Genomic DNA, 24727 nt, shown 5'->3' on the forward strand with positions numbered 1-24727 from the left:
CCGTATCAGGCTCTTCGATCAGCCAGTCGCCCTCTATCTGATCTGCTTTTTGCACACGGAGCTGAGTCTGTTATGCACACCACGGCTACCGGAAGATGCGGCGCATCCGAACCGGCCTGTTGGACCTGCCCCATGAACGACCGCATTCCCATCCGCGCGATTGAAACGCTCGATCACCGTCCCTTGCGCCTGACCCCGGCTCAGGCCGGTGGGCCGATCCACACGCGCCGCTTTCGCGGCCGCTTCCGGAACCTGCGCCTGCTCGGCGCGGGTTCGCTGATGGCGCTGTTCTTCGGCACCGCCTGGCTGAACTGGGAGGGACGCCAGGCGGTGCTCTGGGATCTGGCGGAACGCAAGTTCCACATCTTCGGCGCGACATTCTGGCCGCAGGATTTCGTTCTGCTGTCCGCGCTGCTGATCATCTGCGCCTTCGGCCTGTTCGCCGTTACCGTATTTGCCGGTCGCGTGTGGTGCGGTTACGCCTGCCCGCAAAGCGTCTGGACCTGGCTGTTCATGTGGGCCGAACGTATCACCGAAGGCGACCGCGGCCAGCGGCTGAAGCTCGATGCCGCGCCCTGGTCGTTCCAGAAGCTGGGCCGACGCACCGCACGGCATGCGTTATGGCTGGCCATCTCGCTCGTCACCGCGGTGGCCTTCGTCGGCTACTTCACGCCGATCCACGCGTTGGTCGCGGACCTGGCCAGGCTGCAGCTGGACGGCTCCACGGCATTCTGGGTGCTGTTCTTCACGGCAGCGACCTACCTCAATGCCGGTTGGCTGCGCGAGAAGGTCTGCCGGGACATGTGCCCCTACTCGCGCTTCCAGAGCGTGATGTTCGACCGCGACACCCTGACGATCGCCTACGATGCCGCGCGCGGCGAACCGCGTGGTGCGCGGCGCAAGGACAGCGACGCCCGCGCCCAGGGTCTGGGCGACTGCATCGACTGCACCCTGTGTGTCCAGGTATGCCCCACCGGGATCGACATCCGCGACGGCCTGCAGCTCGAGTGCATCGGCTGCGCTGCCTGCATCGACGCCTGCGATGAGGTGATGGACAAGCTGGGCTATGCCCGAGGCCTGGTGCGCTACGGCTCGGAGCGCGAGCTGGCGGGTGGCCGGACGCGCTGGCTGCGGCCACGCCTGCTCGGCTACGTGGCTGCCCTGGCAGTGATGATCGGCGCCTTCGCCTGGGCGCTGGCCGACCGGCCGCTGGTATCGCTCGATGTCACCCGTGACCGCGGTCTGTTCCGCGAAAACGCCGCCGGCCAGATCGAGAACGTCTACAGCCTGAAGATCATCAACAAGTCGCAGCTCCCCCAGCGCTACCGACTCGCCCTGCGCGGAGCCGACGGCCTGGCGCTGCAGGGGCCCGACGAACTCGCGCTGGCCGGGGGCGAAATCCGCGATCTGGCCGTCAGCGTCGTCCAGCTCAGTGAGCCTGCGCCACGCAGTACGCGCACCCTGTACTTCGAGGTTGCCGCCACCGGCGCGGCGGAGCAGCGCGCCGTTACCGACAGCACCTTTATCGCGCCGCCGCGCTGAGGCCATGCACAAGGGCAGGCGGCCGACGTAGAGTGTGCCTGCCTTGCCCGAGAGACCGTCGATGAAGCGCTACGAGAAACTTGCCGAGGAAATAGCCGAACTGATCCGCAGCGGTGTGCTCGCCGCGGGCGAACGAGTGCCCTCGGTACGCCAGGCCAGTCGCTCGCACGGCGTGAGCCCGTCGACGGTGTTCCAGGCCTACTACCTGCTGGAGGATCGCGGGCTCATTCAGGCCCGGGCACGCTCGGGCTACTTCGTTCGCGAGCATGCCCAGCGCCCCCTCCCCGAACCGGAGCCGCGCAGCCTGTCCGCGCAGGCCACCGAAGTGGATGTCAGCGAACTGGTGTTCTCGGTACTCGGTTCGCTGAAAGACCCGCAGACGGTGCCCTTCGGCTCGGCCTTTCCCAGCCCCGATCTGTTTCCCCTGGCACGCCTGGCGCGCTCCATGGCGCATGGCCTGCGCACGCTTTCGCCGCACGAAGTCATTGCCGACATGACCGCCGGCAATCCCGACCTGCGCCGGCAGATCGCCCTGCGCTACATGACCAGCGGCGTGCTGCTGCCAATGGACGAGCTGGTGATCACCAACGGCGCGATGGAGGCGCTCAACCTGTGCCTGCAGAGCGTCACCCGGCCCGGCGATCTGGTGGCGATCGAGTCACCGGCGTTCTATGCCTGCCTGCAGGTGCTCGAACGCCTCGAGCTTCGTGCAGTGGAGATTCCGGTGCAGCCGCGCGAGGGCATCGACCTTGCGGTATTGGCTGACAGCCTCGAGCGGCTGCCGATTCGCGCCTGCTGGTTCATGAGCAGCCTGCAGAATCCGCTCGGCGCGAGCATGAGCGAAGCGAACAAGGAAGCGCTGTACGCTCTGCTTCAGCGGCATCAGGTACCGCTGATCGAGGACGACGTCTATGCAGAGCTGTACTACGGCAAGCAGCCGCCCCGGCCGGTGAAGAGCCATGACCGCGAGGGACTGGTGATGCACTGCGGCTCGTTTTCCAAGAGCCTGGCGCCCGGCTATCGGGTCGGCTGGGTCGCCGGGGGGCGATTCGCCGAATCGATCAGCCGGCTGAAGCTGATGACCATCCTGTCACCCTCGGTACCAGCCCAGGCAGCCATCGCCGACTACCTGCAGCACGGCGGTTACGACCGCCACCTGCGACGCCTGCGCCACACGCTGGAGATGCAGCAAAGCGCCATGCTCGCCTCGGCCGCCCGGCATTTCCCGCAGCAGACGCGTGTCACCCGGCCGGCCGGCGGCTATTTCCTGTGGTTCGAGTTCCCCGAGCAGGTGGATTCGCTACAGCTCTTCCGCCTCGCCCTGGCGCAAGGCATCAGCCTGGCGCCAGGGCCGATCTTTTCGGCGAGCCGCCGTTTCGGCCACTGCGCGCGGCTCAACCATGGCCACCCATGGACGGCGCAGAGCGAGGAAGCCATGGCCGTGCTGGGGCGCATCCTGCGCACCCTGGGGCCGGCGCAGCGCGGCAGCTAGCGATCGGCGCCGCCACCCATGGCCCCGCCCGTGCTGGCACCACCGGCGCCGGACGCCGCACCGCCATTGCCCGAAGGCATGCCCGTGCCGGCGTCAGGCGTGCCGGGAATCGTCGTGCCGTCGCCAGCGGGGCGAGGTTGAGGCGTGGTCAGCGGTCGCCCGGGTTCGCTGCGCGTGGCCGGCGCTACTGGCCGGTCGGGCTGGCGCACTGTGCTGCCGCTGCCACGCCCGGGCTGCCCGGGCTGCCCGGGAAGCGTCGAACGGGCCCCGTCATCGAGTCGGTTGGTCCGGTCCAGCGCATCCTCGCGGATGCGGTTGATGTCGCGATCGGTCTGCTCACGGCTTTGCGTCAGTTCCTCACCGATGCGGTCGCGTTCCTGTTCCAGCGATTGCTGGGCGATGGCCTGGCCGGCGACCGCCGCCACAAGCAGTAACGGGAGATGGATGGGTCTGATCATGCTGGCGCCTCCGAGGGGTTGCTGGTAGGCGGTGGACCACAGCAAGCGGCGGGGAGTGCGACACTCATGCGCCATTCGGCGGTACGGAACTTGCCTGACCTGAAGACAACAACCTCCGGCAGACGGCCCAGCTCGACCACTTCGTGCTTTGGCGAGAGCGGACCTACGGCCCCCGTCGAATCGGACGCCGCGCGCTCAAAACCGCCCCATAGCGGCCGGCAGCGTCGAAAACAACAAAGGGTTGAGCCATGTTCAAACACAAGAAATTCAGGCAGGCGACGCTTATACTTCTGGCTACTGCGGTCGTGCTGATTCTGCCCAACCTCAGCCGCCTGTTCGGCTGAGCGTTCCATAAGGTAACCACCATGCGCCAAGTGCTACTTGCCGTCCTGCTCGCCAGCCTGCTGAACCTGTCGGCAATGGCCGGCGACGTCGATCGGGAAGCCGCCATGCAGGCCCTGACGCAGCCCAATGCGACGCTGATCGACGTTCGCACGCCCGAAGAGTTCGCCGAGGGCGCCCTGCCTGGCGCAGTCAACCTCGAAACCTCCGAATTCTCCGCGCACATCGCCGAGGTCGCACCGGACAAGGACGCCCCGGTGGTGCTCTACTGCCGCAGCGGCCGGCGCGCCGGCGAGGCGCAGCAGGTGCTGGAATCGATGGGCTATCGCCAGGTGATCAACGCCGGCGGCTACAGCGACCTGCTACCGGCCTTCGACGCCGACTGAAGCACCTGCGCCACCGTTCCCAGGCGCCCCGCCGATGGAACTTATCGCCCCCGACGGACCCGAAAACCCAGGGCGCGTTTCTCCCTTGCCAGGGCTTGCGCCGCATCAGCGCAGGCCCTGACGTTCGACTGACCTCACCTGCCATGGGCTAACCTGAGCCTGGGCCGGCCCCGCTCGGGGTCGTCCCAGCCTTGCGCATGACCTGAACGGGCTTCGGGCAGGCGCGCTCCCGACAAATCCTTCCGTGCCTAGGCACATTTGCCGCCCTGGAGGTTCGAGGCAATGAATTGGGAAGTTCTGCTGGACAATACCCTGTGGATCGACGTCGCCATCGTGGCGGCCGTTACCTTCGTCAGTTTCTGGGTGCTGCGCAGCGCGCTGGCCCTGATCAAGAAGCGCCTGCGCAAGCTGGCCCATGGTTCAACCAGCGGATTCAGCGGCATCGCCGCAGAAATGCTCGAGCACACCAGCAACCTGCTGCTGTTCGCCTTTTCCCTGCTGATCGGCCTCAAGGTGGTCGAGCTACCCCCGCGCTGGGAGCTGACCATGGCGCATGGCTGGTTCATCGCGCTGGCCTTTCAGATCGCCCTGTGGATGGACACCGCCGTTCGCCTGTGGATGGAAAGCCTGACCCGCGACGGCAAGGCGCGCAACCCGGTCACCACCACCATCATCGGCATCATGCTGCGTATCGTGGTGTGGACCATGATGCTGCTGTCGATCCTGGCCAACCTCGGAGTGAACATCACGGCGATGGTCGCCAGCCTCGGTGTCGGCGGTATCGCCATCGCCCTGGCCGTGCAGACGCTGCTCAGCGACGTGTTCGCCTCGCTGTCGATCGGCATCGACAAGCCGTTCGAGATCGGCGATTTCGTCGTTTTCGGCGACGTCGCCGGCAACATCGAGCACATCGGTCTGAAGAGCACGCGCATCCGCTCGCTGAGCGGCGAGCAGATCGTCTGCTCCAACGCCGACCTGCTCCAGCAGACCGTGCACAACTACAAGCGCATGAACACGCGGCGCATCGTCTTCAAGTTCGGCGTCACCTATGACACGCCGAGCGACAAGGTTCGGGAGATCGGCCAGTTGGTCAAGCGCATCATCGATGGGGTCGAACAGGCCAAGTTCGACCGCGCCCACTTCCTTGCCTTCGATGACAGCCAGCTGACCTTCGAGGTCGTCTACATCATGCAGACTTCCGACTACAACCAGTACATGGATGCCCAGCAGGAGATCAACCTGGGTCTGCTCGACGGCCTGCGCGAGATGGGCGTCAGCTTCGCCTTCCCGACCCGCAGCGTCGAATTCGTCGGCGGCCGCCTGCCGGAGCTCAGCGTCGCCGGCGTGGCCGAAGCCAAGCCGGCGGCCAATGGCTGAGCCAGCGCGACGCCGTCGCGGCGGCGTCGCCTCACCCCATGGCCTTGCGATCGGCGATCAGCTGTTGCACCACGCCCGGCTCTGAGAGGGTCGAAATGTCGCCCAGCGCCTCGTAGTCGTCAGTGGCGATCTTGCGCAGGATGCGGCGCATGATCTTGCCCGAACGGGTCTTCGGCAGCCCTGGCGCCCACTGGATGACATCCGGCATGGCGATCGGGCCGATCTCCTGGCGCACCCAGTGGCACAGCTCGTCACGCAGCGCTTCGCTGGGCTCGATGCCCGCCAGTAGCGTCACGAACACGTAGATGGCCTGCCCCTTGACTGCATGCGGCACGCCGACGACAGCCGCTTCGGCCACCTTCGGGTGCGCGACCATCGCGCTCTCGATCTCCGCGGTGCCCAGCCGGTGGCCGGAGACGTTCAGCACGTCGTCGACCCGCCCGGTGATCCAGTAATAGCCGTCCTCGTCGCGCCGGGCGCCGTCGCCGGTGAAGCACATGCCGCGAAAGGTCTTGAAGTAGGTATCGACGAAGCGGTCGTGGTCGCGGTACAGCGTGCGCGCCTGGCCCGGCCAGGAATCGAGGATCACCAGATTGCCTTCGGTCGCCCCTTCGAGAAGATTGCCCAGGTTGTCCACCAGCCCGGGCACCACGCCGAAGAACGGCCGGGTCGCCGAACCCGGCTTCAGCGCAGTGGCGCCCGGCAACGGGCTGATGAGGATGCCGCCGGTCTCGGTCTGCCACCAGGTGTCGACGATCGGGCAGCGCGATTGGCCGACGGTCTCGTGGTACCAGTGCCAGGCCTCCGGATTGATCGGCTCGCCGACCGTGCCGAGCAGACGCAGGCTCGAACCGTCGGCGCCTTCGACCGCGGCAGCGCCCTCGGCCATCATCGCGCGAATCGCCGTGGGCGCCGTGTACAGGATGTTGACCCGGTGCTTGTCGATGATCTGCGCCACGCGCCTGACGTCCGGATGATTGGGCACCCCCTCGTACATCAGCGTCGTCGCGCCGTTGGCCAGTGGGCCGTAGATCAGGTAGCTGTGGCCGGTGATCCAGCCGATGTCGGCGGTGCACCAGTAGATTTCGCCGGGCCGATAGTCGAATACCCGCTCGTGTGTCAGGGCGGCGTATAGCAGGTAGCCGCCGCAGGTGTGCAATACGCCCTTGGGCCGACCGGTCGAACCGGAGGTGTAGAGGATGAACAGCGGTTCCTCGGCGCCCATTTCCTTCGGCGCGCAGGTTTCCCCGGCCACCCGCATCAGATCGTCGTAGCAGACGTCGCGATGCGGGTGCCAGCGGATCCGCTCCCCCGTGCGCCGCACCACGATGATCTTCTGCACGCAATGGGTGCGCGGATTGGTCAACGCCTCGTCGACGTTGTCCTTGAGCGGGACCTTCTTGCCGCCGCGTATGCCTTCGTCGGCGGTGATCACCACCTTCGACTGCCCGTCGATGATGCGCCCGGCCAATGCCTCCGGCGAGAAACCGCCGAACACCACCGAGTGGATGGCACCGATGCGGGCGCAGGCCAGCATCGCGATGGCCGCCTCCGGGATCATCGGCATGTAGAGCGTCACTACATCGCCGCGATGCACGTCCTGGCCACGCAGGGCATTGGCGAACTTGCAGACCTCCTGATGGAGCTCACGGTAGGTGATCTCGCGGTGCTCCGAGGGATCGTCGCCTTCCCAGATGATCGCCACCTGATCGCCACGTTCGGCCAGGTGGCGATCCAGGCAATTGGCCGAGACGTTCAGCGTGCCGTCGGCAAACCATTTGATCGAGACATGGTGGTCGTCGAACGAGGTTCGCTTGACCTCGCTGAACGGACGGATCCAGTCCAGACGCGCCGCCTGCTCGCGCCAGAACCCTTCCGGGTTGACCACCGACTGCTGATACAAGGCCTTGTAAGTGGCTTCATCGGTCAACGACCGGGCAGCCACCTCCGGTTGCACGGGATACACGGATGCAGCACTCATGGCATCACCTCTGTCTGCTTGCAGCTGGAACCCCCGCGTCCTTCAGGCGTACCCATATCAACCCGAGCGCTTGCCACAGGCCTGTGCGGCAAGCGCCAACCGGATAGCTGCGGCGTCGCTGCAGATAACGGCGCTGGTCGCCGCACCGCAACGGAGGCCGAAGGCCACCGGCGCCCGACAGACAGCTCGCCAAAGCGAGCCGGGGTGTCATCTCTCCTTTAGTTCGAAATCGCCGAGATTGCGTATTTGACCCTGCATCGCGGTCAGATATCCGGCAGACCACGCGCCTCCGGAGCCCGGCATGCCTCCTGCCACGAACCGCCTGTTTCGCCTGCTCGACCGCATCCATCAGAGCATCGCGTTCTACCCGGCGCTGATCGCCTCGGCGCATCTGCTCTTCGGCATCGCGCTGCTGGCGTTCGAGGGCAGTTCGCTCGCCGACCGCTTGCGCCCTGCGCTGCCGGCGGGCCTGGGCGACCCGGACAATGTGCGCGAGATCCTCGGCACGCTGATCACCGCGGTCGTCTCGCTGATGGTGTTTTCCTTCTCCATGGTCATGGTCGTGCTCAACGGCGCCGCCGCGCGCCTGTCGCCGCGGGTGCTGCCGCAGCTGATCAGCGACAGGCGCAACAGCGTCATCCTTGGCGCCTACCTGGGCAACATCCTCTACCTGCTGCTGATGATCAGCCAGGTGAACACCAGCCAGCCGAGCAGCGTCCCGAGCTTCGGCGCCCTGCTCGCCCTGCTGGCCGGCCTCAACAGCATGGTGCTGTTCGTGGTGTTCATCCGCTCGGTGTCGCAGTCGATCCAGCCGGACTGGGTCGTGCGCCAGCTTTATCGCGAGGCGACCGACGCGCTCGACACGCGTGTCGCGCGGCTGGGCGAACTCCAGCTGCCGCCGGACGACAGCGACTGGTGGTGCGTGCGAGCCCGGCAGCCGGGTTACCTGCGCCGGGTGAATGAGCGGCAACTCGGGCAACTGCTGCGAAAGCACGACCTGTTGGCGGTCATCCAGGTCGAACCCGGCTTCTTTCTCGTCGAGGGGCATCCACTGATCAAGCTGAGCAGGCCGCTGCAGGCGGAGCAGTGCAATGCCCTGCTCAGCTGCTTCGATTTCCATGACGACGAATTCGCCCGGTCCAACGTCTCGTTCGCCATGCGCCAGATGACCGAAGTAGCCGTCAAGGCGATCAGCCCCTCGATCAACGACCCGGGCACGGCGATTCGCGTGTGCAACCTGCTCGGCGTGATTCTGGGTCGACTCGGCGGTGTGCCCGCCTTTGACGTCGGCTGCCTGGAAGACGGCCGGCCGCGGCTGTTCTACCCACAGCTGGGCACCGAACGCCTGCTGGTGGAAATGCTCGGCCCGCTGCGCACCTACGGCAACCACGACCCCCTGGTGATCGTTGCCCTGCTGCGCTGCCTGAAGAACGCTGCCCATGGCGAGCAGAGCGCCGCGCAGCTGCAGGCGCTGCACGCGGAAATCAGCGCGCTGCGCAGCGATGCCGACAGCAACCTGCGCAACCCCCGCGACCGCCGAGTGGTGAACGAATCGCTGCAGCGCCTCAACGAGCTCGGCCCGCGCCTGCCGCCGGTCCGCCTGCTGTCACCGGAGCCCGAACACTGAACCGCGGAAACGAAAAAGGCGAGCCGAAGCTCGCCTTTTCCCGATGCGCGACGCCGATCAGTCTTCGCGATAACGACGCAGCTTGAGCTGCTTGCCGCCAACGCGGGTGTCCTTCAGCTTGCCGAGCAGACGCTCGAGGCCGTCCTCCGGCAGCTCGACCAGGCTGAAGCTGTCGCGCACCTGGATACGGCCGATGGCATCGCGTGCCAGGCCACCTTCGTTGAGGATGGCACCCAGCAGATTGCGCGCCGCGATACCGTCGCGCGCGCCCAGCGGCGTGCGGCAGCGCACGCGACCTTCGGCCAGCGGCATCGGCGCACGACGCTCGCGGTCGCCACGCTCGGAGCGCTCGCCACGATCACTGCGCTCGGAGCGCTCGCGCGGGCCGCCGACCGGCACCAATGGCTGCTCTTTCTGCACCTCGGCGAGCGTCAGCGCCTGGCCGTTGGTGGCCTTGCGCAGCAGCGCCGCGGCCAACGCGCGCGGCGTGCAGCCGATGTCGGCGATCAAGCGGTCGAGCAATTCACCGTGGCTGGCCTCGGCGTCAGCGACCAGCGGCGTCAGGCTCTCGGTCAGCCGGCGGATGCGGGCGTCGAGCACCTGCTGCGGATCGGGCAGACGCGCCTCGGCAACCTTCTGCCCGGTGACGCGCTCGATGACCTGCAGCATGCGCCGTTCGCGCGGAGTGACCAGCAGCAGCGCGCGGCCTTCGCGACCGGCGCGGCCGGTACGACCGATGCGGTGTACGTAGGATTCCGGATCGTACGGCATGTCGACGTTGAACACGTGGGTGATGCGCGGTACGTCGATGCCGCGGGCGGCGACGTCGGTGGCCACGACGATGTCCAGACGGCCATCCTTGAGCGACTCGATCACCCGCTCACGCTGGTTCTGCGCGATGTCGCCGTTGAGTGCAGCGGCCTTGTAGCCCTTGGCTTCCAGCGCAGCGGCCAGGTCCAGCGTGGCCTGCTTGGTGCGCACGAAGGCGATCAGTGCGTCGAAATCCTCGACCTCCAGCAGACGCAGCACCGCCGGGATCTTCTGGTCGGCGTGGACCATCAGGTGCGCCTGCTCGATGCGCGCGACGGTCTGGGTCTTGGCGGCGATCTTGATGTGCTTCGGCTCGCGCAAGTGCTTTTCGGCGATCGCGCGGATCGAATGCGGCAAGGTCGCGGAAAACAGCACGCTCTGACGGCTTTCCGGCATCGCCTCGAAGATCACTTCGAGGTCGTCCATGAAGCCGAGCTTGAGCATTTCGTCCGCTTCGTCGAGGACCATGAAGCGGATGGTCGACAGCAGCTCGCTGTTGCGGCTCAGGTGGTCGACCAGACGGCCCGGGGTGGCGACGATGATCTGCGCGCCCTGGCGGATCGCCTTGAGCTGCGGGCCCATGGGCGCGCCGCCGTAGATGGCGACGACACCGACGCCCGGCAGCTGCTTGGAATAGGTTTCGAAGGCGGTGGCCACCTGCAGCGCCAGCTCGCGGGTCGGCGCGAGGATCAGCGCCTGCGGCTCACGCTTGGCCGGGTCGATCTTCGACAGGATCGGCAGCGCGAAGGCCGCGGTCTTGCCGGTGCCGGTCTGGGCCTGGCCGATCATGTCGTGGCCATCGAGGATCACCGGGATCGCCTGGGCCTGAATGGGGGATGGTTCTTCGTAGCCGACTGCGCTGATCGCAGCCAGAACAGCGGAATGAATACCGAGTGCGGCAAAGCCGCCGATTTCCTGGGTCATGGGTCTTGTCTCTGATGCTCCGCAAGACCCATGTTCCGAAGCTGCGCATGCCGTGCAAAACCCGAAGGTCACCCTGGCAGCCTGGTCGGCGGGGTTGCGAAAACGTATGGATGATGAATCGTCAAGGATAGTCCGCGCGGGGCGGACAGCAGCCGAAGCAGCGCTTCGTGTGTTGCAGTACCTGAACGCAGGCTGGGTTTCAGCCGGCGCGTACTATACCGGATTAACGCGAAGCTGTGCGCGTATTTTGCTTGAACGGTCACGCCGCTCCCCGGAGGCAGCGGCCGCGCCCTGGCGACCCGCACGCCCCCGGCGCCGGCCCTTATCTGCCGGCGCGATTAGCAGCCAAACGAGTCGCGGCGAGGCTCGTCTGGCGCCTCGTTGGCGGCGCTGACCCGGAAGCGGCCGACCAGCTGCTGCAGCTTGCCCGCGGTATGCCGAACCCGCTCGGCGCTGTCCTGCAGCACGCCGAGGGTCTGGCCCATCTCGCCCGAGGCCTGGTCGACACCGCGAATGGTCTGGCCGTAGTGCAGGCTGCGCTCGTTGAGCTGCTTGATGATCTCGAACATGCGCTCGACCGTCTGGTGCAGGTGCAGGTTTTCCGAGGAGGCTTCCTCAGTCAGCCTCAGGCTGCTGTCGACGTCCTGCACACCGCCTTCCATGAAGGACACCGCCTGGCGGGTCTCGGCCTGCAGGCTCTCGACCTTGTGGCGAATGTCTTCGGCGGCGCCAGCGGTACGCTGGGCCAGCGAACGCACCTCGCCGGCCACCACCGCGAAGCCGCGTCCGTGTTCGCCCGCACGAGCCGCCTCGATGGCCGCATTGAGCGCCAGCAGGTTGGTCTGGGTGGTGATGTCGCTGATCAGCCCGACGATCTCGTCGATCTCCGACATGCGGCTGTCGAGTTGCTTGACGCTGCGCGCCGAGCGCGACACCACGTCGCGAATCGACTCGGTGCCCTGCCGCACCGTCTCGAAGCGCTCGCGAGCGCGCGCAACCACATCGTCCATGGCCGCCTTCATCTCTTCGGCGGTCATCGACGCCTGCTGGATCTCACCGAGCTGCTGCTCGACCAGCACCAGGAGCTGGTGAACGGAGTCGGCCACCTCACGCGTGGTCTGCCCCGCTTCACCGCTGCGCCGGAGCATCTGCTCGTTGTCGTGACGCACATGCTGCGAGACGTGGATCACCTGGCCGACCACGGTGTCCAGGCTGTCGACGAAGCTGTTCAGCCAGCGCCCCAGCTCGCCGCTTTCATCGTGCGCCAGGTGCTGCACGTCGACGCGCTGGCGCAGATTGCCCTCGCCCTCTGCAAGCGTGCGGATGACGTCGGTCAGCGCCTGCATGCGTGCTGCCAGCCGGCGCGGGCCGAAGGCGGCGAACACCGAGGCGCCGGTGAGCAGCAGTACCGCTTCGAGGAGCGTCAGCACCAGCTCCGGCAGGCCGCTGAAGGTGCGCAGCAGCGTACCCAGGCAGAACAGCGTGGTAACGGTGACCAGGTAGGTGCGCATCAGCCCGACCGACAGCGAGCGGCGTCGATAGACTTCCTCCAGGTCCGCCTCGCACATCATGCCCCAACGATCGGGCGAACCCGCCAGTTGAAAGGTCACGCCCTTGCCGACCACGGGAATATGGCGGTAGTCCGAGTAGCCCGGATAGCTGACGAAAAGATTCTCGCCCTGGGCGATGGTTTCGCGGACACCCGGATGCAGCTGGCCGGTGGCCGGGTCGGTGAAACGCAACTCCAGTTCGGTATGCGCCTGCACGCGCACCGTGCCCCAGCGCGTATGCACGCCGCTCTTGAGGTTCTCGCCATGGCTGAAGGTGGAATCCTCGAAGCGCGAGCGCGACAGTGCCGTGCCCGGCTGGATCGCACGGTCGAAGCGCGACTCGACCATGAACAGGTAGTTGTCGCCGGACTCCGGGTAGATGTGTCCGGCCTCGCGCTGGATGAGGTCGCCGAGTACGTCGTTCGGCACCCGCGCGCACAGGCACCCAAGCGTCTGCCCGCCCGCCTGCAGTGGCTGGTAGAACATCAGCGTCACGGCATCATGGAAACGCGAGGTGGACGGCCCCATCGCCAGGGTTGCGGAGTCAAGGTACGGTCCATGCAGAAACGGCGCGCGCAGCCCGGCAGCCAGGGCCCGCGCATCGACCCGGGTGCCGACCTGCGCAGTACGGGTCGAGGCCATCACGCAGCCATTCGTGTCGACCACGAACAACTCGGTGATGTCCGGCAGCTGTGCGCGCTTGCTCTCGAGCGAGGCGCCATCGGCGCGTATGGCCTCCTCTCCGAAGCTGGCAACGGTGTCGGCAAGATGCTCCCAATGCGCCGCCACCCATTGCTGGAGCAAGCGTACCCGGGTCTCGGCGATTCCCTCGAAGATCTGCTCGACGCCGGCGTAGCGACCACGATTGAGCCAGCAGGACCACCCCATCGCCAGCTTTCCGCTGCGCCCGAACCAGGGCAGCCAGCCGCGTTCGGCGGGCGAGAGATGCATACGGTGGCTTTTGAGGTCGGGCACTGGCGAGCTCCTGGTTGCGCGGAAAACAGAGCTGGCACTTTGCAATTAGTCGGCCAGCTCCTCCGGCTACCGGCTCGTCGCGACGATTCCGCTTCGCGTCCGCTGGCCTGGCGCAGACGCCGCACTGAAAATGTGCAGCTGTCGCACGCGCTCAGCGAAGCGCGCCCCGGGCTGGTGCAGCTCAGCTGGCCGGCCGCAGCACCTCAAGCAGCGGCTGCAGCGAATAGCCGAGCCGCGGCGCCAGGGCCTCGACACGCGCCTGCAGGCGCGCCCGATCGAGGGATTGCTCCAGCTCGGCTGGCACCAGCAGCACCACGTTGCCTTCGGCGACCGGGCATTCCCAGTAGTGGCGATGGAACAGGCCACGCAGCAAGGCCGCACCAAGCGGCTTGTTCTCCGAGGTGCCCCACTGATTGATCACCAGCCAGCCGCCGGGATTGAGCTTGCCCTGGCAGCGACGCAGGAAATCCCAGGCCAGGTGCGCGGCGGCAGGTCCCGTATCGGTGTAGAGATCGAGAAAGATCAGGTCCGCCGTTTCCGCGCTGTCGAGCAGCTGCAGCGCATCGCCGACGCGGATGTACAGTCGCGGATCATCGGCCAGGCCCAGATGGCTGCGTGCCAGCTCCACCACGGCCGGACGCAGCTCGATGGCCTCGACATCCTCGAGCGGCAGGTATTTCAGGCAGGCCTGGGTCAGGCTGCCGGCACCGAGCCCGAGAAACAGCGCGGTCTCCGGTGCCTCGTGAGCCAGCGCGCCAAGCAGCATGGCCCGCGTGTAGTCGTATTCGAGCCAGGCGGGATCGGCGCTGAATACACAGCTCTGCTCGACCTCGGCGCCGAATTCGAGAAAGCGGTAGTCGCCCACCTCGAGCACGCGGATCAGGCCGTATTCATCGGTTACCTCGGCCAGCAGCCGCTCTTCTCTGTGCATCAGGTTCTCCTCGAGACCGCGCAATGTTAGCAAGCGGCAGGCGTGGACTATCAGCGGGCGCCGGTTTGTTGCGCTAACATCGCCCCACCCTTCTGACCCCGGAACGACCATGACCACTTCCTGGAGCCCGTCTAGCTGGCGCGAAAAGCCCATCGAGCAGCAACCCGAATACCCGGACGCCGCCGCGCTGGCACGCGTCGAAAATAATCTTGCGGCGCTGCCGCCGCTGGTGTTCGCCGGCGAGGCCCGTGAGCTGCGTCGGCAGTTCGCCGAAGTCACCCAGGGCCGGGCGTTCCTGCTACAGGGCGGCGACTGCGCCGAGAGCTTCGCCGAATTCTCCGCGACGAAGATTCGCGACACCTTCAAGGTGCTGTTGCAGATGGCCATCGTCATGACCTTTGCCGCCGGCTGCCCGGTGGTGAAGGTCGGGCGCATGGCCGGCCAGTTCGCCAAGCCACGCTCGTCCGGCAGCGAGACCATTGGCGAGGTGTCTCTGCCGGCCTACCGCGGCGACATCGTCAACGGCATCGGTTTCGACAGCACCAGCCGCGTGCCGGACCCCGAGCGCCTGCTGCAGGCCTACCACCAGTCCACCGCCACGCTGAACCTTTTGCGTGCCTTCGCCCAGGGCGGCTTCGCCGATCTTCATCAGGTCCATCAGTGGAACCTCGACTTCATCGCCAACTCGCTGATGGCCGAGAAGTACCACCAGCTCGGCGCGCGCATCGACGAAACCCTGCGCTTCATGCGCGCCTGTGGTCTGGACGATGCGCCGCAGCTGCGCGAGACGAGCTTCTTCACCGCCCACGAGGCGCTTCTGCTGAACTACGAGCAAGCCTTCGTGCGCCAGGACAGCCTCACCGGCCATTGGTACGACTGCTCCGCGCACATGCTCTGGATCGGTGACCGCACCCGCCAGGTCGACGGCGCACACGTCGAATTCCTGCGCGGCGTAGGCAACCCGATCGGGGTCAAGGTCGGGCCGAGCATCGCCACCGATGATCTCTTGCGCCTGATCGACCTGCTCAACCCGGACAACGATCCGGGCCGCCTGAACCTCATCGTGCGCATGGGGGCCGACAAGGTCGAGGATCATCTGCCACGGCTGATCCGCGCCGTGCAGAACGAGGGTCGCCAGGTGCTCTGGAGCTCGGACCCGATGCACGGCAATACCATGAAGGCGTCCAGCGGTTACAAGACGCGTGACTTCGAGCGCATCCTCGCCGAGGTGCGGCAGTTCTTCGAGGTACACCGAGCCGAAGGCAGCTACCCGGGCGGCATTCATATCGAAATGACCGGGCAGAACGTCACCGAGTGCATCGGCGGCTCGCGCCCGGTCACCGAGGCCGGCCTGTGCGACCGCTACCACACGCACTGCGATCCGCGGCTGAATGCCGACCAGTCGCTCGAGCTGGCGTTCATGATCGCCGAGACGCTCAAGCAGCTGCGCGTCGGCTGACGCGCCCTTCGCGGCTGCCGGAGCGCATCCGGCAGCCGACCATGCTCCCCCTGCGGAGCCTTCCGAGCGAACCAATCCCGCCCCCGGGTGTTTACACCACGGGTGGCACGCTTTTGTTCATCGCTGTAGAGGTTGTCCTTTCAAATGTCTGATGCATCGCAACACCGGGCCGCGGTCCTCGCCGCCTGGATCGGCCTGTTCCTCGGGCCACTGCTGCTGGTCGCCTGCCTGCTGACCGACCCGCCGGCGGGCCTATCGGAAACGGCCTGGCGCACCGTCGGCATGGCCGCCATGATGGCCGTCTGGTGGTCGACCGAAGCGATCCCGATTCCGGCCACCTCGCTGTTGCCGGTCCTGCTGATTCCGCTGCTGGGCATCGACAGCCTCGCCAAGGCCACCGCCCCCTATGCCAACCCGACGATCTTCCTGTTCCTCGGTGGCTTCCTGCTCGGTCTGGCGATGCAGCGCTGGAACCTGCACAAGCGCATCGCGCTGGCCACGCTGCTGGCAGTCGGCAACCAGCCGAGCCGGCAGATTGCCGGCTTCATGATCGCCACTGCCTTTATCAGCATGTGGGTGAGCAATACCGCCACCAGCATCATGATGCTGCCCATCGGCCTGTCGGTGATCGGCCTGCTGACCGAGGGCAGCGCGCGGGAGCAGAGCGAACGCTTCGCCACCGCCCTGCTGCTGGGCATCGCCTATGCCGCCAGCGTCGGCGGCATCGCCACGCTGATCGGCACGCCGCCCAACGCGCTGCTCGCGGCGTTTCTGCGCGAGAACCATGACGTACACATCGGCTTCGGCCAGTGGATGCTGCTCGGCGTGCCGGTAACGGCCGGCATGCTGCTCTTTACCTGGTGGTGGCTCACACGCGGCGGCTTCCGCCTGTCCGGTGGCGACAGTCGCAGCATGCTGCAACAGGAGATGGCCGCCCTCGGGCCCATGTCGCGCCAGGAAAAGCTGGTCGCCCTGATCTTCACCCTGGCGGCACTCGCCTGGATCTTCCAGTCGCTGCTGGCCGAGCATCTCCCGGGGCTGAACGACACCAGCATCGCCATCGGCGCCGCCCTGCTGCTGTTTCTGATTCCGGCCAACGTCCAGGAGCGTACCTTCCTGCTCGACTGGCAGACCGCCAACAAGCTGCCCTGGGGCGTGCTGCTGCTGTTCGGTGGTGGCCTGTCGCTGGCTGGCGTCATCGGCGCCTCCGGGCTGGCCGAATGGATCGCGCAGAGCCTCGGCGGCCTCGACATGCTGCCGCTGATCCTGATGATTGGCCTGGTCGCGCTGGTGATCACCTTTCTGACCGAAATCACCTCGAACACGGCAACCGCCGCGGCATTCCTGCCGCTGCTCGGCGCGCTCGCCGTGGCACAGGGCCTGCCGCCGCAGATGCTGGCAATCCCGGCCGCAATCGCTGCCAGCTGCGCCTTCATGATGCCGGTGGCGACTCCGCCGAACGCTATCGTCTTCGGCACCGGCGAGATGCGTATCCAGTCGATGATCAAGGCCGGCTTCGCCCTGAACCTGTTCGGCGTGTTCTTCGTCACCCTGCTCTGCTATGGCCTGATCGGCCTGATCTGGGCCTCCTGACCGTTGGCGGCCGTGCTCCGCCGCGGCCGCCCGGAAGGCAGGCAAGAAAAAGCCCGGCACATGGCCGGGCTTTTTCGATCGTTCAGTCGCCGCCGGTCTCAGACCTTGGCGCGGGACTTGTACTCACCGGTGCGGGTGTCGATCTCGATGTAGTCGCCGATATCGCAGAACTCGGCCACTTTCAGCTCGTAGCCATTGTTCAGCTTGGCAGTCTTCATCACCTTGCCCGAGGTGTCGCCGCGTACGGCCGGCTCGGTGTAGGCGATCTGGCGCACGATGCTGGTCGGCATTTCGACGGAGATCACGCGATCGTTGTAGAACACGGCCTCGCAGACGTCCTGCATGCCGTCTTCGACGAAGTTCAGCGCGTCGCCGAGGTCTTCCTTCTCGATCTCGTACTGATTGAACTCGGTGTCCATGAACACGTACATCGGATCGGCGAAGTAGGAGTAGGTCACTTCCTTGCGCTCGAGGATGACCGGCTCGAACTTGTCGTCAGCCTTGTACACGGTTTCGGTAGCCTGGCCGTTGAGCAGGTTCTTCAGCTTCATCTTGACCACGGCAGCGTTGCGGCCGGACTTGTTGAATTCGGCTTTCTGGATGACCCAGGGCTCGCCGTTGATCAGGGCCACTTGGCCGGCACGAAACTCTTGTGCGGTTTTCATACGAATATCCGGAGAAAATGGGAGACAAAAAACAGGCCGCACATCATAGCCAATCGGTATGGAAGAACACCAGTTTTCCCGCCAGATCGCCATTGGCCACCTGCTTGCCGGTCCACTGCTCGGCGTGTGCGAGCAGCTCGTCGTACTGGCCCAGCAAGGCACGCCACGCCGCGGCGCTGCCCTCGCCACTGTTCCAGGCGCGCCAGAACCCGCGCAGAGCCGCTTCGGCCGGCGCGCTCAGGCCGTGACAGTAGAGGTCTAGAAACGCCCCGAGCTTGACCCAGTGGGCGTCGTCCTCCTGCGGGTAGATGTGCCAGACCAGCGGACGACCCGCCCACTGCGCGCGAATGAACGACTCCTCGCCACGCACCGCGTTGAAATCGCAGCTCCACAGCAGTTGGTCGTATTCCTCCTGGGTCATGAAGCGCACCACATCGAGCGTCAGTGTGCCGCGAACGAAGCGCTGGCCGGCCGCGGCGGCGGGCTCGCCCAGCCAGCCTGCGACATCGCCCAACACGCGCCCTTCGGGCACGAGCAGCTGGTTGGGCCGCGAATCGCAGGCCAGGGCATCCAGCCACCCGGCCACCGCGCCGTTTTCATAGGCGAACAGCGACAGCAGCCGCGCCTCGGGCTCCAGCCCCACGCCGAGACTCGCCAGGAAAGCCGCCGCACGACCTTCGCGACGGAAATCGTCGCGCCGCCCGAGCAGATCGGCCTCACGAATCAGCCCGCCGGTGGCGGCCTCGAAGCCCGGAAAAAAGAAGTACTTCTGCAGCCCGCCGGATTGCAGCGAAGGCAGCGCGTGGCAGCCGACGATCCAGTCCTCGGCACTGAGGTACTCGAGGTTCAGCCAGAGAATCCGTCTGCCACTGGCGGTCATCGCATTGATGTAGGACGGTGGCAGATCACAGGCGAACGCCTCGATAACGACATCGGCCGGCTCGGCATCGCACCAGGGCTGCGGCCAGAGGCGAATCTCGACGCCCTGCTGCCATTGTTGTGCCGCCTCGGCGCTGGCGCCGGGACAGAGGCGCGCAAAGGTTTCCAGGTCATCGACCCACAACCGGACCTGCTGGTCGTATTCGGCGACCAACTGCCGCGCCAGACGCCAGGTCACGCCGATGTCGCCGTAGTTGTCCACCACGACGCAGAAAATGTCCCAGCTGGCCTTTACCGACACGAATCGCTCCTGATGCCACGCCGCCGGCGTGCGCTCTGAAAAGGGGCGTAAGGATATGCGAACACGTCACCGACCGACAAAGACCGACGAACGCGAAGAGAAAGGGATTTCGAGAAGGCGTTATGGAGGTGACCCCACCAGCCACACCCCGGCACACAATGTCACCGCTGCGGCTGCTCCCTTCCGGGCCTGACCGGGTTCACGGCTGATCGTTGCGGGGGGACCGGCAGGGCCACCATAACGAACCCGCCTTGCGGCGAGCGGCGCCATTGTACCGGCTTGCTCCCAACTTACAACCTCTGCTTGCGGCCTCCAGCTGGGCGCGGGCTTCGCCAAAGTCGTCCATTGAGCCAATTGGAGCAAATGCCCCCTAGGCAAGGACGGGTGGTCTGTTCGAGGATGAGCAACAGGTTCGAATGCCTGTCATACATTGATGTTAGTGCCGCGCTTTTCTTCCTGGGCGCGGTGCCACCCGCGAAGAGGTAATTCATGAGCAAGGCTCCCATCGCCATCATCGGCACCGGTATCGCCGGGTTGTCGGCCGCCCGGCTTCTGCACGACTCAGGCCAGGCGGTGCATCTGTTCGACAAGAGCCGTGGCAGTGGCGGACGCATGGGCAGCAAGAGCGCCGAGGGCGCCACCTTCGAACTCGGCGCCCAGTATTTCACCGCCCGTGATCGTCGCTTCACCGACGTCGTCCAGCTGTGGCAGGCCGAAGGCTGGGCCGCGCCCTGGACGCCGCATCTGCACCAGGCCCGTGAGGGCCAGCTCGCCCCGTCTGCCGACGAGCAGCTGCGCTGGGTCGGCGTACCACGGATGAGCGCCATCACCCGCGGCCTGCTGGCCGACCTGCCGGTGACCTTCAGCTGTCGCATCACCGAGGCGTTTCGCGGCGAGGAGAACTGGACCCTGGTCGACGCCAGCGGGGCGAGCCACGGCCCCTTCAGCCAGGTCATCGTCGCCACGCCGGCGCCGCAGGCCAGTGCCTTGCTCGCGGGCGCGCCGAAACTCGCCGCAGTGGCCGCGAGCGTGGCGATGGAGCCGACCTGGGCCGTCGCGCTGGGCTTCGCCACGCCGCTGGCCACCGAGGTCGACGGCTGCTTCGTGCGCGACGACGCGCTCGACTGGTTCGCCCGCAACAGCAGCAAACCCGGCCGTGATGGGCAGCCTGATACCTGGGTGTTGCATGCCACCAGCAATTGGAGTCGCCAGCACCTGGATCACTCGCGCGAGGCGATCATCGAGCATCTGCATGGCGCCTTCGCCGAGCTGATCGACTGCGTGGTGCCCGCCCCTACCTTCACCCTGGCGCACCGCTGGCTCTACGCGCGACCGGCACAGAGCCATGAATGGGGAGCGCTGGCCGACGCCGGGCTCGGCATCTATGCCTGCGGCGACTGGTGCCTGTCCGGACGCGTCGAGGGTGCCTGGCTCAGCGGGCAGGAGGCCGCTCGCCGGCTGCTCGAACACCTCTGACCCGCCGCGAGGGCTCTGCCACGCCGCGCCAGGCCAAGCCGGGCTAAAGTTGCCCGGCTCCCGGCCGAATCTCCGGAAGACTGCTTGCGCCTGCGCGCCCGCCCCGGAGCCCTGATGAATCCCTCTACCCTTATCGGCATCGTCGCCAGCGTTGCGCTGCTCAGCGTGGTGATGCTTTTCGCCGCGCGCGAGCCCGCGCTGTTCGTCGACTTGCCCAGCCTCGGCATCGTGGTGGTCGGCACCCTGGCGGCCACCTTCATCAGCTACCCCCTGCGCGAAGTGATGCGCGTCTTCGGCCTGATCTGGACGGTGCTGCGCAACGAGCGCCTGTATACCCGCCAGGACCTGGAAGAACTGGTGCAGATCTCGCGGCTGTGGATCGGCGGCGACCTGCCAGCGGTCGAACGCGCGCTGGAAAAGGTCGGCAACCCCTTCCTGCGCACGGGTGTGCAGCTGGTGATCGACAACACGCCCGAGGAAGACATCATCGACCTGATGCAGTGGCGTATCGCACGCCTCCGCGCGCGGGAAGCCGCCGAGGCACAGCTGTTCCGCGCCATGGCCAGCTATGCGCCGGCGTTCGGCATGATCGGCACACTGGTCGGGCTGATCAACCTGATGTTCCTGCTCGGCAGCGGCGACATGGCCGAGATCGGCCGCAGCCTCGCCGTTGCCCTGATGACCACCTTCTATGGCGTGCTGTTGGCCAACCTGATCCTCAAGCCGGTCGCGGTGAAGCTCGAACGACGTACCGAGCAGCGCGTCGCGCTGATGAACCTGGTGATGCAGGGCATCTCGATGATGTGCAACAAGCGCAGCCCGGCGTACATGCGCGAGACGCTCAAGTCGTTCATCGCCCACCATGACGACGAGATTCGCGACGGCAAGGCGCCGCCCCCGCGCGCCCGCAGCGTCGAGGGCGCCTGAGGTGAGCCCCTCGGCCGGCGGAGGTCGCTTCGGCAAGTGGCATGTCGAAGCCCCGCGCGAAGAAGAACAGGAGGGTTGGCTGCTGACCTACCTGGACACCATCACCCTGCTCTTGGTGATGCTGGTGGTGCTGCTTGCCCTGGCTGGCAAGGGCGACGGGCATGCCGAGCAGCCGCCTGCAGCCGACGCGGCGGCGCTCGGCACGCCATTGGCCGCGCAACCGTTGCCCGGTGCAGCGATCGCTCCGATCGTCGTCGCCACGCCCCCTGCGCCGGAACCGGTCGCGCCGCCCCAGGAGCACGCGCTCGCGTCCGATCTCGGCGAGGGTATCGAGGTCATCGTCAACGAGGGCAGCATCAGCTTTCGCATCAGCAGTGAGCTGCTGTTCGCCTCCGCCGAGGCCGAGCTGGCAGAGGCCGGCCTGGATGTGCTTGACCGCCTGGTGCCAACACTGGCCGGCAACGCGTATCGCATCCTCGTCGAAGGCCATACCGACAACCTGCCGATCAGCACGGCACGCTTTCCGTCGAACTGGGAGCTGTCTTCGGCGCGTGCCAGCAGCGTCGTGCGCTATCTGCAGCTCAACGGCATCGCGGCCACGCGCATGAGCGCCACCGGCTTTGCCGATACCCGGCCGTTGGCCGACAACGCCAGCGCTGCCGGCCGAGCCGGCAACCGGCGAGTGGAACTGGTGATGCAGACCGCGCCCGGCAACTGAGCCGCCCGCTCAGCCCAGCGCGGTGTCGAGGAACATCATCACGCCGAAGCCGATCATCAGGCCGATGGTTGCCGGGGTCTGGTGCCCGTTGCGATGGGTCTCCGGGATGACTTCGTGGGAGACGACGAAGATCATCGCACCGGCCGCCAGCCCGAGGCTGACCGGATAGGCAATGGCAAAACCGGTCGAGATGCCCATGCCGACGAGCGCGCCGAGCGGCTCCATCAGCCCAGAAGCGGCGGCGACCAGCGCCGAGACCAGAGCCGAAAGGCCGACGGCTCGCAGCGCCAGCGCGACCGCCAGCCCCTCGGGGATATCCTGGATCGAAATCGCCGTGGTCAGCGGCAGGCCGACGCTCATGTCGCCGTTGGCGAAACTGACGCCGATCGCCATGCCCTCGGGCAGGTTGTGCAGGGCGATGGCGAAAACGAACAGCCAGACGCGGTTGAGCCGCTCGCAATCCGGCCCGCACGGCCCGGTACTGGCGTGCTCGTGCGGGGTGAAGCGATCCAGGCCGAGCATCAGCAAGGCCCCCAGGCCCAGGCCGAGTACCACGGTGACCGCAGCGAGGCTGCTGTTGCCCAGGATCTCCTCGCCGGCGGCCAGCCCCGGGAGGATCAAGGAGAACGAGGCTGCCGCGAGCATCATGCCGGCCGCAAAGCCAAGCAGGCTGTCCTGGGTGCGCTGCGAGACGGTGCGCAACCCGATGGCAAGCAGCGCGCCGAACGCCGTCGCGGCGAACCCCGCCGATCCTCCGGCCAAGGCATAGCGCAGGTTGCCCTGGTCGCCGTTGTCGAGCGCGTTGTAGCCGCTGGCCAGGAGCAGCACGAGCACGGCGAGCAGCGAGCCACCGAGGCCGGCGGTGACCCAGGGGCTGGCCTGTGCCTGGGCGATCCAGGCTGCACGCAGTGTCGAAGCGGGGCTTTGGGTGTTTGCCATGGTGAACTGCCTTACCGGAGAGAGTGGCGCCATTGTAGCGACGAAGGTCCGCGGCAAACCGCCTATGGCCGTGATAGACGCCGCCTTCACATAGCCTCGGACATCATCTGGCCAGCGCCCTGTGTACCGTCGGGCGGTTTTGCTCTTAAGCTTGCCCAAATCCAACCGGCGCATCCGTCAGGAGTCGTCTACCTTGCCGCTCAGCAAATCCCTTCGCCCCGCCTATCTGGTCGTCCTGCTGCTCGCGCTGCTGGCCGCCTGGTTCTTCTGGCTGCAGTGGCGCGGCCCGCTGTTGACCGCCTACCGCGTGGAAATGCGCCCGCTGGTCCAGCGCGTGGTGGCCAGTGGCGAGGTCGACAACCAGTCCGTCGCCCAGGTCGGCAGCGAGATTACCGGGGTGGTCACCGCGCGACATGTGCGCGAGGGCGACCGCGTGCGCAAGGGCGACCTGCTGCTCGAATTGCGCGACGAGGAACAGACTGCTCGCCTGCGCGAGGCCGAGGCTGCGCTGCGCCAGTTGGTCGACTCCAGCCGGCCGCAGGCCGAGGCAACCCTGGAGGACGCGCAAAGCAACCTGCTGCAGGCGCAGCGCGAGCTCGCGCGTCGCGAAAAATTGCAGGCGCGCAAGCTGCTATCGGCCGAGGCGCTGGAGCAGGCACGCCGCGCCGAGCTGGCTGCGCGCGTGATCCGCGATCGCGCCCGGCTGGCCGCCGCTGCGCTGGCCGCCGATGGCAGCGAAGAACGCATCCTGCGTGAGCGGCTCGAGGCCGCCCGCACGGCCCTGGCGCGTACACGCATCCTGGCCGGCTTCGACGGCATCGTGCAGCGACGCAACGTCGAGCCCGGCGACCTGGTACAGCCGGGCCGCACGCTGCTGGAAATCGCCCGCGCCGATAGCCGCGAGATCCTCCTGCCGCTGGATGAGAAGAATCTGGCACCGGTTGCCATCGGCCAGCAGGCATTGGTCATCGCCGATGCCTATCCCGACCGACCGTACCGCGCCGAGGTCAGCTTCATCGCACCGAGCGTCGACACCGCTCGCGGCACCATCGACGTCCACCTGCAACTGCTCGAGCCTGCCGACGCGCTGCGCCAGGGCATGACGGTGTCGGTGAACATCGAGACCGGGCGTCGCGAGCAGGCTCTCGTGCTGCCCAACGATGCACTGCGCCAGCGCAGCGGCTCAACCGCTGAAGTGTTGCGCGTGCGCGACGGCCACGCCGAGCCTGTCACGGTTCGCCTTGGCCTGCTCGGTACCGCCATGAGCGAGATCGCCGAAGGCCTCGAAGAGGGCCAGCTGGTGCTCGTCGGCGAGGCCGAGCCAGGGCAGCGGGTGCGCATCCGCGAGCAGCCGATCCCTGGCGCCGGTAGCTGA

Annotated in this window: 19 protein-coding genes and 1 other RNA gene; 11 read left to right on the top strand and 9 right to left on the bottom strand. The window is 66.7% G+C overall.

From position 1 onward, the window contains the following. The first annotated feature begins 132 nt into the window (after positions 1-132). Together ccoG and mapR are read left to right on the top strand one after the other, a co-directional pair. Entirely contained in the window at positions 133-1542 is a 1410-nt protein-coding gene (gene ccoG, locus AC0KXH_RS11700; protein ID WP_488223448.1) for a cytochrome c oxidase accessory protein CcoG, read from the top strand. A 61-nt stretch (positions 1543-1603) separates the two neighbouring features. Next, positions 1604-3034, top strand: coding sequence for a GntR family transcriptional regulator MpaR (gene mapR / locus AC0KXH_RS11705; protein ID WP_488223449.1), 1431 nt, complete (start codon positions 1604-1606; stop codon positions 3032-3034). Here mapR and AC0KXH_RS11710 read toward each other — a convergent pair. Next, positions 3031-3492, bottom strand: coding sequence for a hypothetical protein (locus tag AC0KXH_RS11710; protein WP_312381018.1), 462 nt, complete (start codon positions 3490-3492; stop codon positions 3031-3033). The genes mapR and AC0KXH_RS11710 overlap by 4 nt on opposite strands. Positions 3493-3857: 365 nt before the next feature. Between AC0KXH_RS11710 and AC0KXH_RS11715 the strand changes: the two genes are divergently transcribed. After that, positions 3858-4220 (top strand): rhodanese-like domain-containing protein, encoded by a 363-nt coding sequence (locus tag AC0KXH_RS11715; protein WP_061339034.1) that lies wholly within the window; start codon positions 3858-3860, stop codon positions 4218-4220. Between the two features lie 282 nt (positions 4221-4502). Next, a complete protein-coding gene (locus AC0KXH_RS11720) occupies positions 4503-5597 on the top strand; it encodes a mechanosensitive ion channel family protein (RefSeq protein ID WP_041105724.1) in 1095 nt (364 codons plus the stop codon). A gap of 31 nt (positions 5598-5628) precedes the next feature. On the opposite strand, the gene acs is transcribed toward AC0KXH_RS11720, so the two are convergent. Then, the gene (acs, locus tag AC0KXH_RS11725) at positions 5629-7578 is read right to left on the bottom strand and encodes an acetate--CoA ligase (protein WP_488223450.1); all 1950 of its coding nucleotides are present in this window, start codon (positions 7576-7578) and stop codon (positions 5629-5631) included. Between the two features lie 301 nt (positions 7579-7879). Between acs and AC0KXH_RS11730 the strand changes: the two genes are divergently transcribed. After that, entirely contained in the window at positions 7880-9205 is a 1326-nt protein-coding gene (locus AC0KXH_RS11730; protein ID WP_313305698.1) for a DUF2254 domain-containing protein, read from the top strand. Between the two features lie 57 nt (positions 9206-9262). Here the strand turns inward: AC0KXH_RS11730 and AC0KXH_RS11735 are convergent, their stop codons facing one another. The 3 genes from AC0KXH_RS11735 to AC0KXH_RS11745 form a co-directional block, all read right to left on the bottom strand. Next, positions 9263-10939, bottom strand: a complete 1677-nt coding sequence (locus AC0KXH_RS11735) for a DEAD/DEAH box helicase (protein ID WP_041105730.1) — start codon at positions 10937-10939, stop codon at positions 9263-9265. A 338-nt stretch (positions 10940-11277) separates the two neighbouring features. After that, positions 11278-13440 (bottom strand): methyl-accepting chemotaxis protein, encoded by a 2163-nt coding sequence (locus AC0KXH_RS11740; RefSeq protein WP_488224606.1) that lies wholly within the window; start codon positions 13438-13440, stop codon positions 11278-11280. A gap of 205 nt (positions 13441-13645) precedes the next feature. Then, a complete protein-coding gene (locus AC0KXH_RS11745) occupies positions 13646-14395 on the bottom strand; it encodes a spermidine synthase (protein ID WP_043220844.1) in 750 nt (249 codons plus the stop codon). A 109-nt stretch (positions 14396-14504) separates the two neighbouring features. Between AC0KXH_RS11745 and AC0KXH_RS11750 the strand changes: the two genes are divergently transcribed. Then, complete coding sequence (locus AC0KXH_RS11750) at positions 14505-15854, top strand: class II 3-deoxy-7-phosphoheptulonate synthase (protein ID WP_041105734.1); 1350 nt, start codon at positions 14505-14507, stop codon at positions 15852-15854. A 144-nt stretch (positions 15855-15998) separates the two neighbouring features. Next, positions 15999-17447: an SLC13 family permease gene (locus tag AC0KXH_RS11755; RefSeq protein WP_488223451.1), complete on the top strand. Its 1449-nt coding sequence runs from the start codon at positions 15999-16001 to the stop codon at positions 17445-17447. A 98-nt stretch (positions 17448-17545) separates the two neighbouring features. Here AC0KXH_RS11755 and efp read toward each other — a convergent pair whose 3' ends face one another. The 3 genes from efp to ffs all read right to left on the bottom strand — a co-directional run bounded on the left by efp (position 17546) and on the right by ffs (position 19521). Continuing rightward, positions 17546-18112 carry an elongation factor P gene (efp, locus tag AC0KXH_RS11760; protein WP_041105737.1) on the bottom strand — a complete coding sequence of 189 codons (567 nt, stop codon included), beginning with the start codon at positions 18110-18112 and terminating at the stop codon, positions 17546-17548. 43 nt (positions 18113-18155) lie between these two features. Then, positions 18156-19292, bottom strand: coding sequence for an elongation factor P maturation arginine rhamnosyltransferase EarP (earP, locus tag AC0KXH_RS11765; protein WP_488223452.1), 1137 nt, complete (start codon positions 19290-19292; stop codon positions 18156-18158). Positions 19293-19424: 132 nt separating this feature from the next. Next, positions 19425-19521, bottom strand: an RNA gene (gene ffs, locus AC0KXH_RS11770) — signal recognition particle sRNA small type. Positions 19522-19781: 260 nt separating this feature from the next. Between ffs and AC0KXH_RS11775 the strand changes: the two genes are divergently transcribed. The 3 genes from AC0KXH_RS11775 (at position 19782) to AC0KXH_RS11785 (ending at position 22413) form a co-directional block, all read left to right on the top strand. Continuing rightward, on the top strand, positions 19782-20768 hold the full coding sequence (locus tag AC0KXH_RS11775) for an NAD(P)/FAD-dependent oxidoreductase (RefSeq protein WP_041105741.1): 987 nt from the start codon (positions 19782-19784) through the stop codon (positions 20766-20768). Positions 20769-20882: 114 nt separating this feature from the next. Beyond that, positions 20883-21695: a motility protein A gene (locus AC0KXH_RS11780; protein ID WP_041105743.1), complete on the top strand. Its 813-nt coding sequence runs from the start codon at positions 20883-20885 to the stop codon at positions 21693-21695. Between the two features lies 1 nt (position 21696). Beyond that, positions 21697-22413, top strand: a complete 717-nt coding sequence (locus tag AC0KXH_RS11785) for an OmpA/MotB family protein (RefSeq protein ID WP_041105744.1) — start codon at positions 21697-21699, stop codon at positions 22411-22413. A gap of 9 nt (positions 22414-22422) precedes the next feature. On the opposite strand, the gene AC0KXH_RS11790 is transcribed toward AC0KXH_RS11785, so the two are convergent. Continuing rightward, the gene (locus AC0KXH_RS11790; protein WP_041105746.1) at positions 22423-23352 is read right to left on the bottom strand and encodes a ZIP family metal transporter; all 930 of its coding nucleotides are present in this window, start codon (positions 23350-23352) and stop codon (positions 22423-22425) included. 226 nt (positions 23353-23578) lie between these two features. Between AC0KXH_RS11790 and AC0KXH_RS11795 the strand changes: the two genes are divergently transcribed. Continuing rightward, complete coding sequence (locus AC0KXH_RS11795; RefSeq protein WP_376781799.1) at positions 23579-24727, top strand: efflux RND transporter periplasmic adaptor subunit; 1149 nt, start codon at positions 23579-23581, stop codon at positions 24725-24727.

The organism is Stutzerimonas sp. CXK-1 (genome assembly GCF_057738225.1).

Excerpts from the sequence above, each read along its gene's own strand:
- ccoG (WP_488223448.1), top strand. The coding sequence starts at position 133 with ATGAACGACCGCATTCCCATCCGCGCGATTGAAACGCTCGATCACCGT.
- mapR (WP_488223449.1), top strand. The coding sequence starts at position 1,604 with ATGAAGCGCTACGAGAAACTTGCCGAGGAAATAGCCGAACTGATCCGC.
- AC0KXH_RS11710 (WP_312381018.1), bottom strand. The coding sequence starts at position 3,492 with ATGATCAGACCCATCCATCTCCCGTTACTGCTTGTGGCGGCGGTCGCC.
- AC0KXH_RS11715 (WP_061339034.1), top strand. The coding sequence starts at position 3,858 with ATGCGCCAAGTGCTACTTGCCGTCCTGCTCGCCAGCCTGCTGAACCTG.
- AC0KXH_RS11720 (WP_041105724.1), top strand. The coding sequence starts at position 4,503 with ATGAATTGGGAAGTTCTGCTGGACAATACCCTGTGGATCGACGTCGCC.
- acs (WP_488223450.1), bottom strand. The coding sequence starts at position 7,578 with ATGAGTGCTGCATCCGTGTATCCCGTGCAACCGGAGGTGGCTGCCCGG.
- AC0KXH_RS11730 (WP_313305698.1), top strand. The coding sequence starts at position 7,880 with ATGCCTCCTGCCACGAACCGCCTGTTTCGCCTGCTCGACCGCATCCAT.
- AC0KXH_RS11735 (WP_041105730.1), bottom strand. The coding sequence starts at position 10,939 with ATGACCCAGGAAATCGGCGGCTTTGCCGCACTCGGTATTCATTCCGCT.
- AC0KXH_RS11740 (WP_488224606.1), bottom strand. The coding sequence starts at position 13,440 with ATGCATCTCTCGCCCGCCGAACGCGGCTGGCTGCCCTGGTTCGGGCGC.
- AC0KXH_RS11745 (WP_043220844.1), bottom strand. The coding sequence starts at position 14,395 with ATGCACAGAGAAGAGCGGCTGCTGGCCGAGGTAACCGATGAATACGGC.
- AC0KXH_RS11750 (WP_041105734.1), top strand. The coding sequence starts at position 14,505 with ATGACCACTTCCTGGAGCCCGTCTAGCTGGCGCGAAAAGCCCATCGAG.
- AC0KXH_RS11755 (WP_488223451.1), top strand. The coding sequence starts at position 15,999 with ATGTCTGATGCATCGCAACACCGGGCCGCGGTCCTCGCCGCCTGGATC.
- efp (WP_041105737.1), bottom strand. The coding sequence starts at position 18,112 with ATGAAAACCGCACAAGAGTTTCGTGCCGGCCAAGTGGCCCTGATCAAC.
- AC0KXH_RS11775 (WP_041105741.1), top strand. The coding sequence starts at position 19,782 with ATGAGCAAGGCTCCCATCGCCATCATCGGCACCGGTATCGCCGGGTTG.
- AC0KXH_RS11780 (WP_041105743.1), top strand. The coding sequence starts at position 20,883 with ATGAATCCCTCTACCCTTATCGGCATCGTCGCCAGCGTTGCGCTGCTC.
- AC0KXH_RS11790 (WP_041105746.1), bottom strand. The coding sequence starts at position 23,352 with ATGGCAAACACCCAAAGCCCCGCTTCGACACTGCGTGCAGCCTGGATC.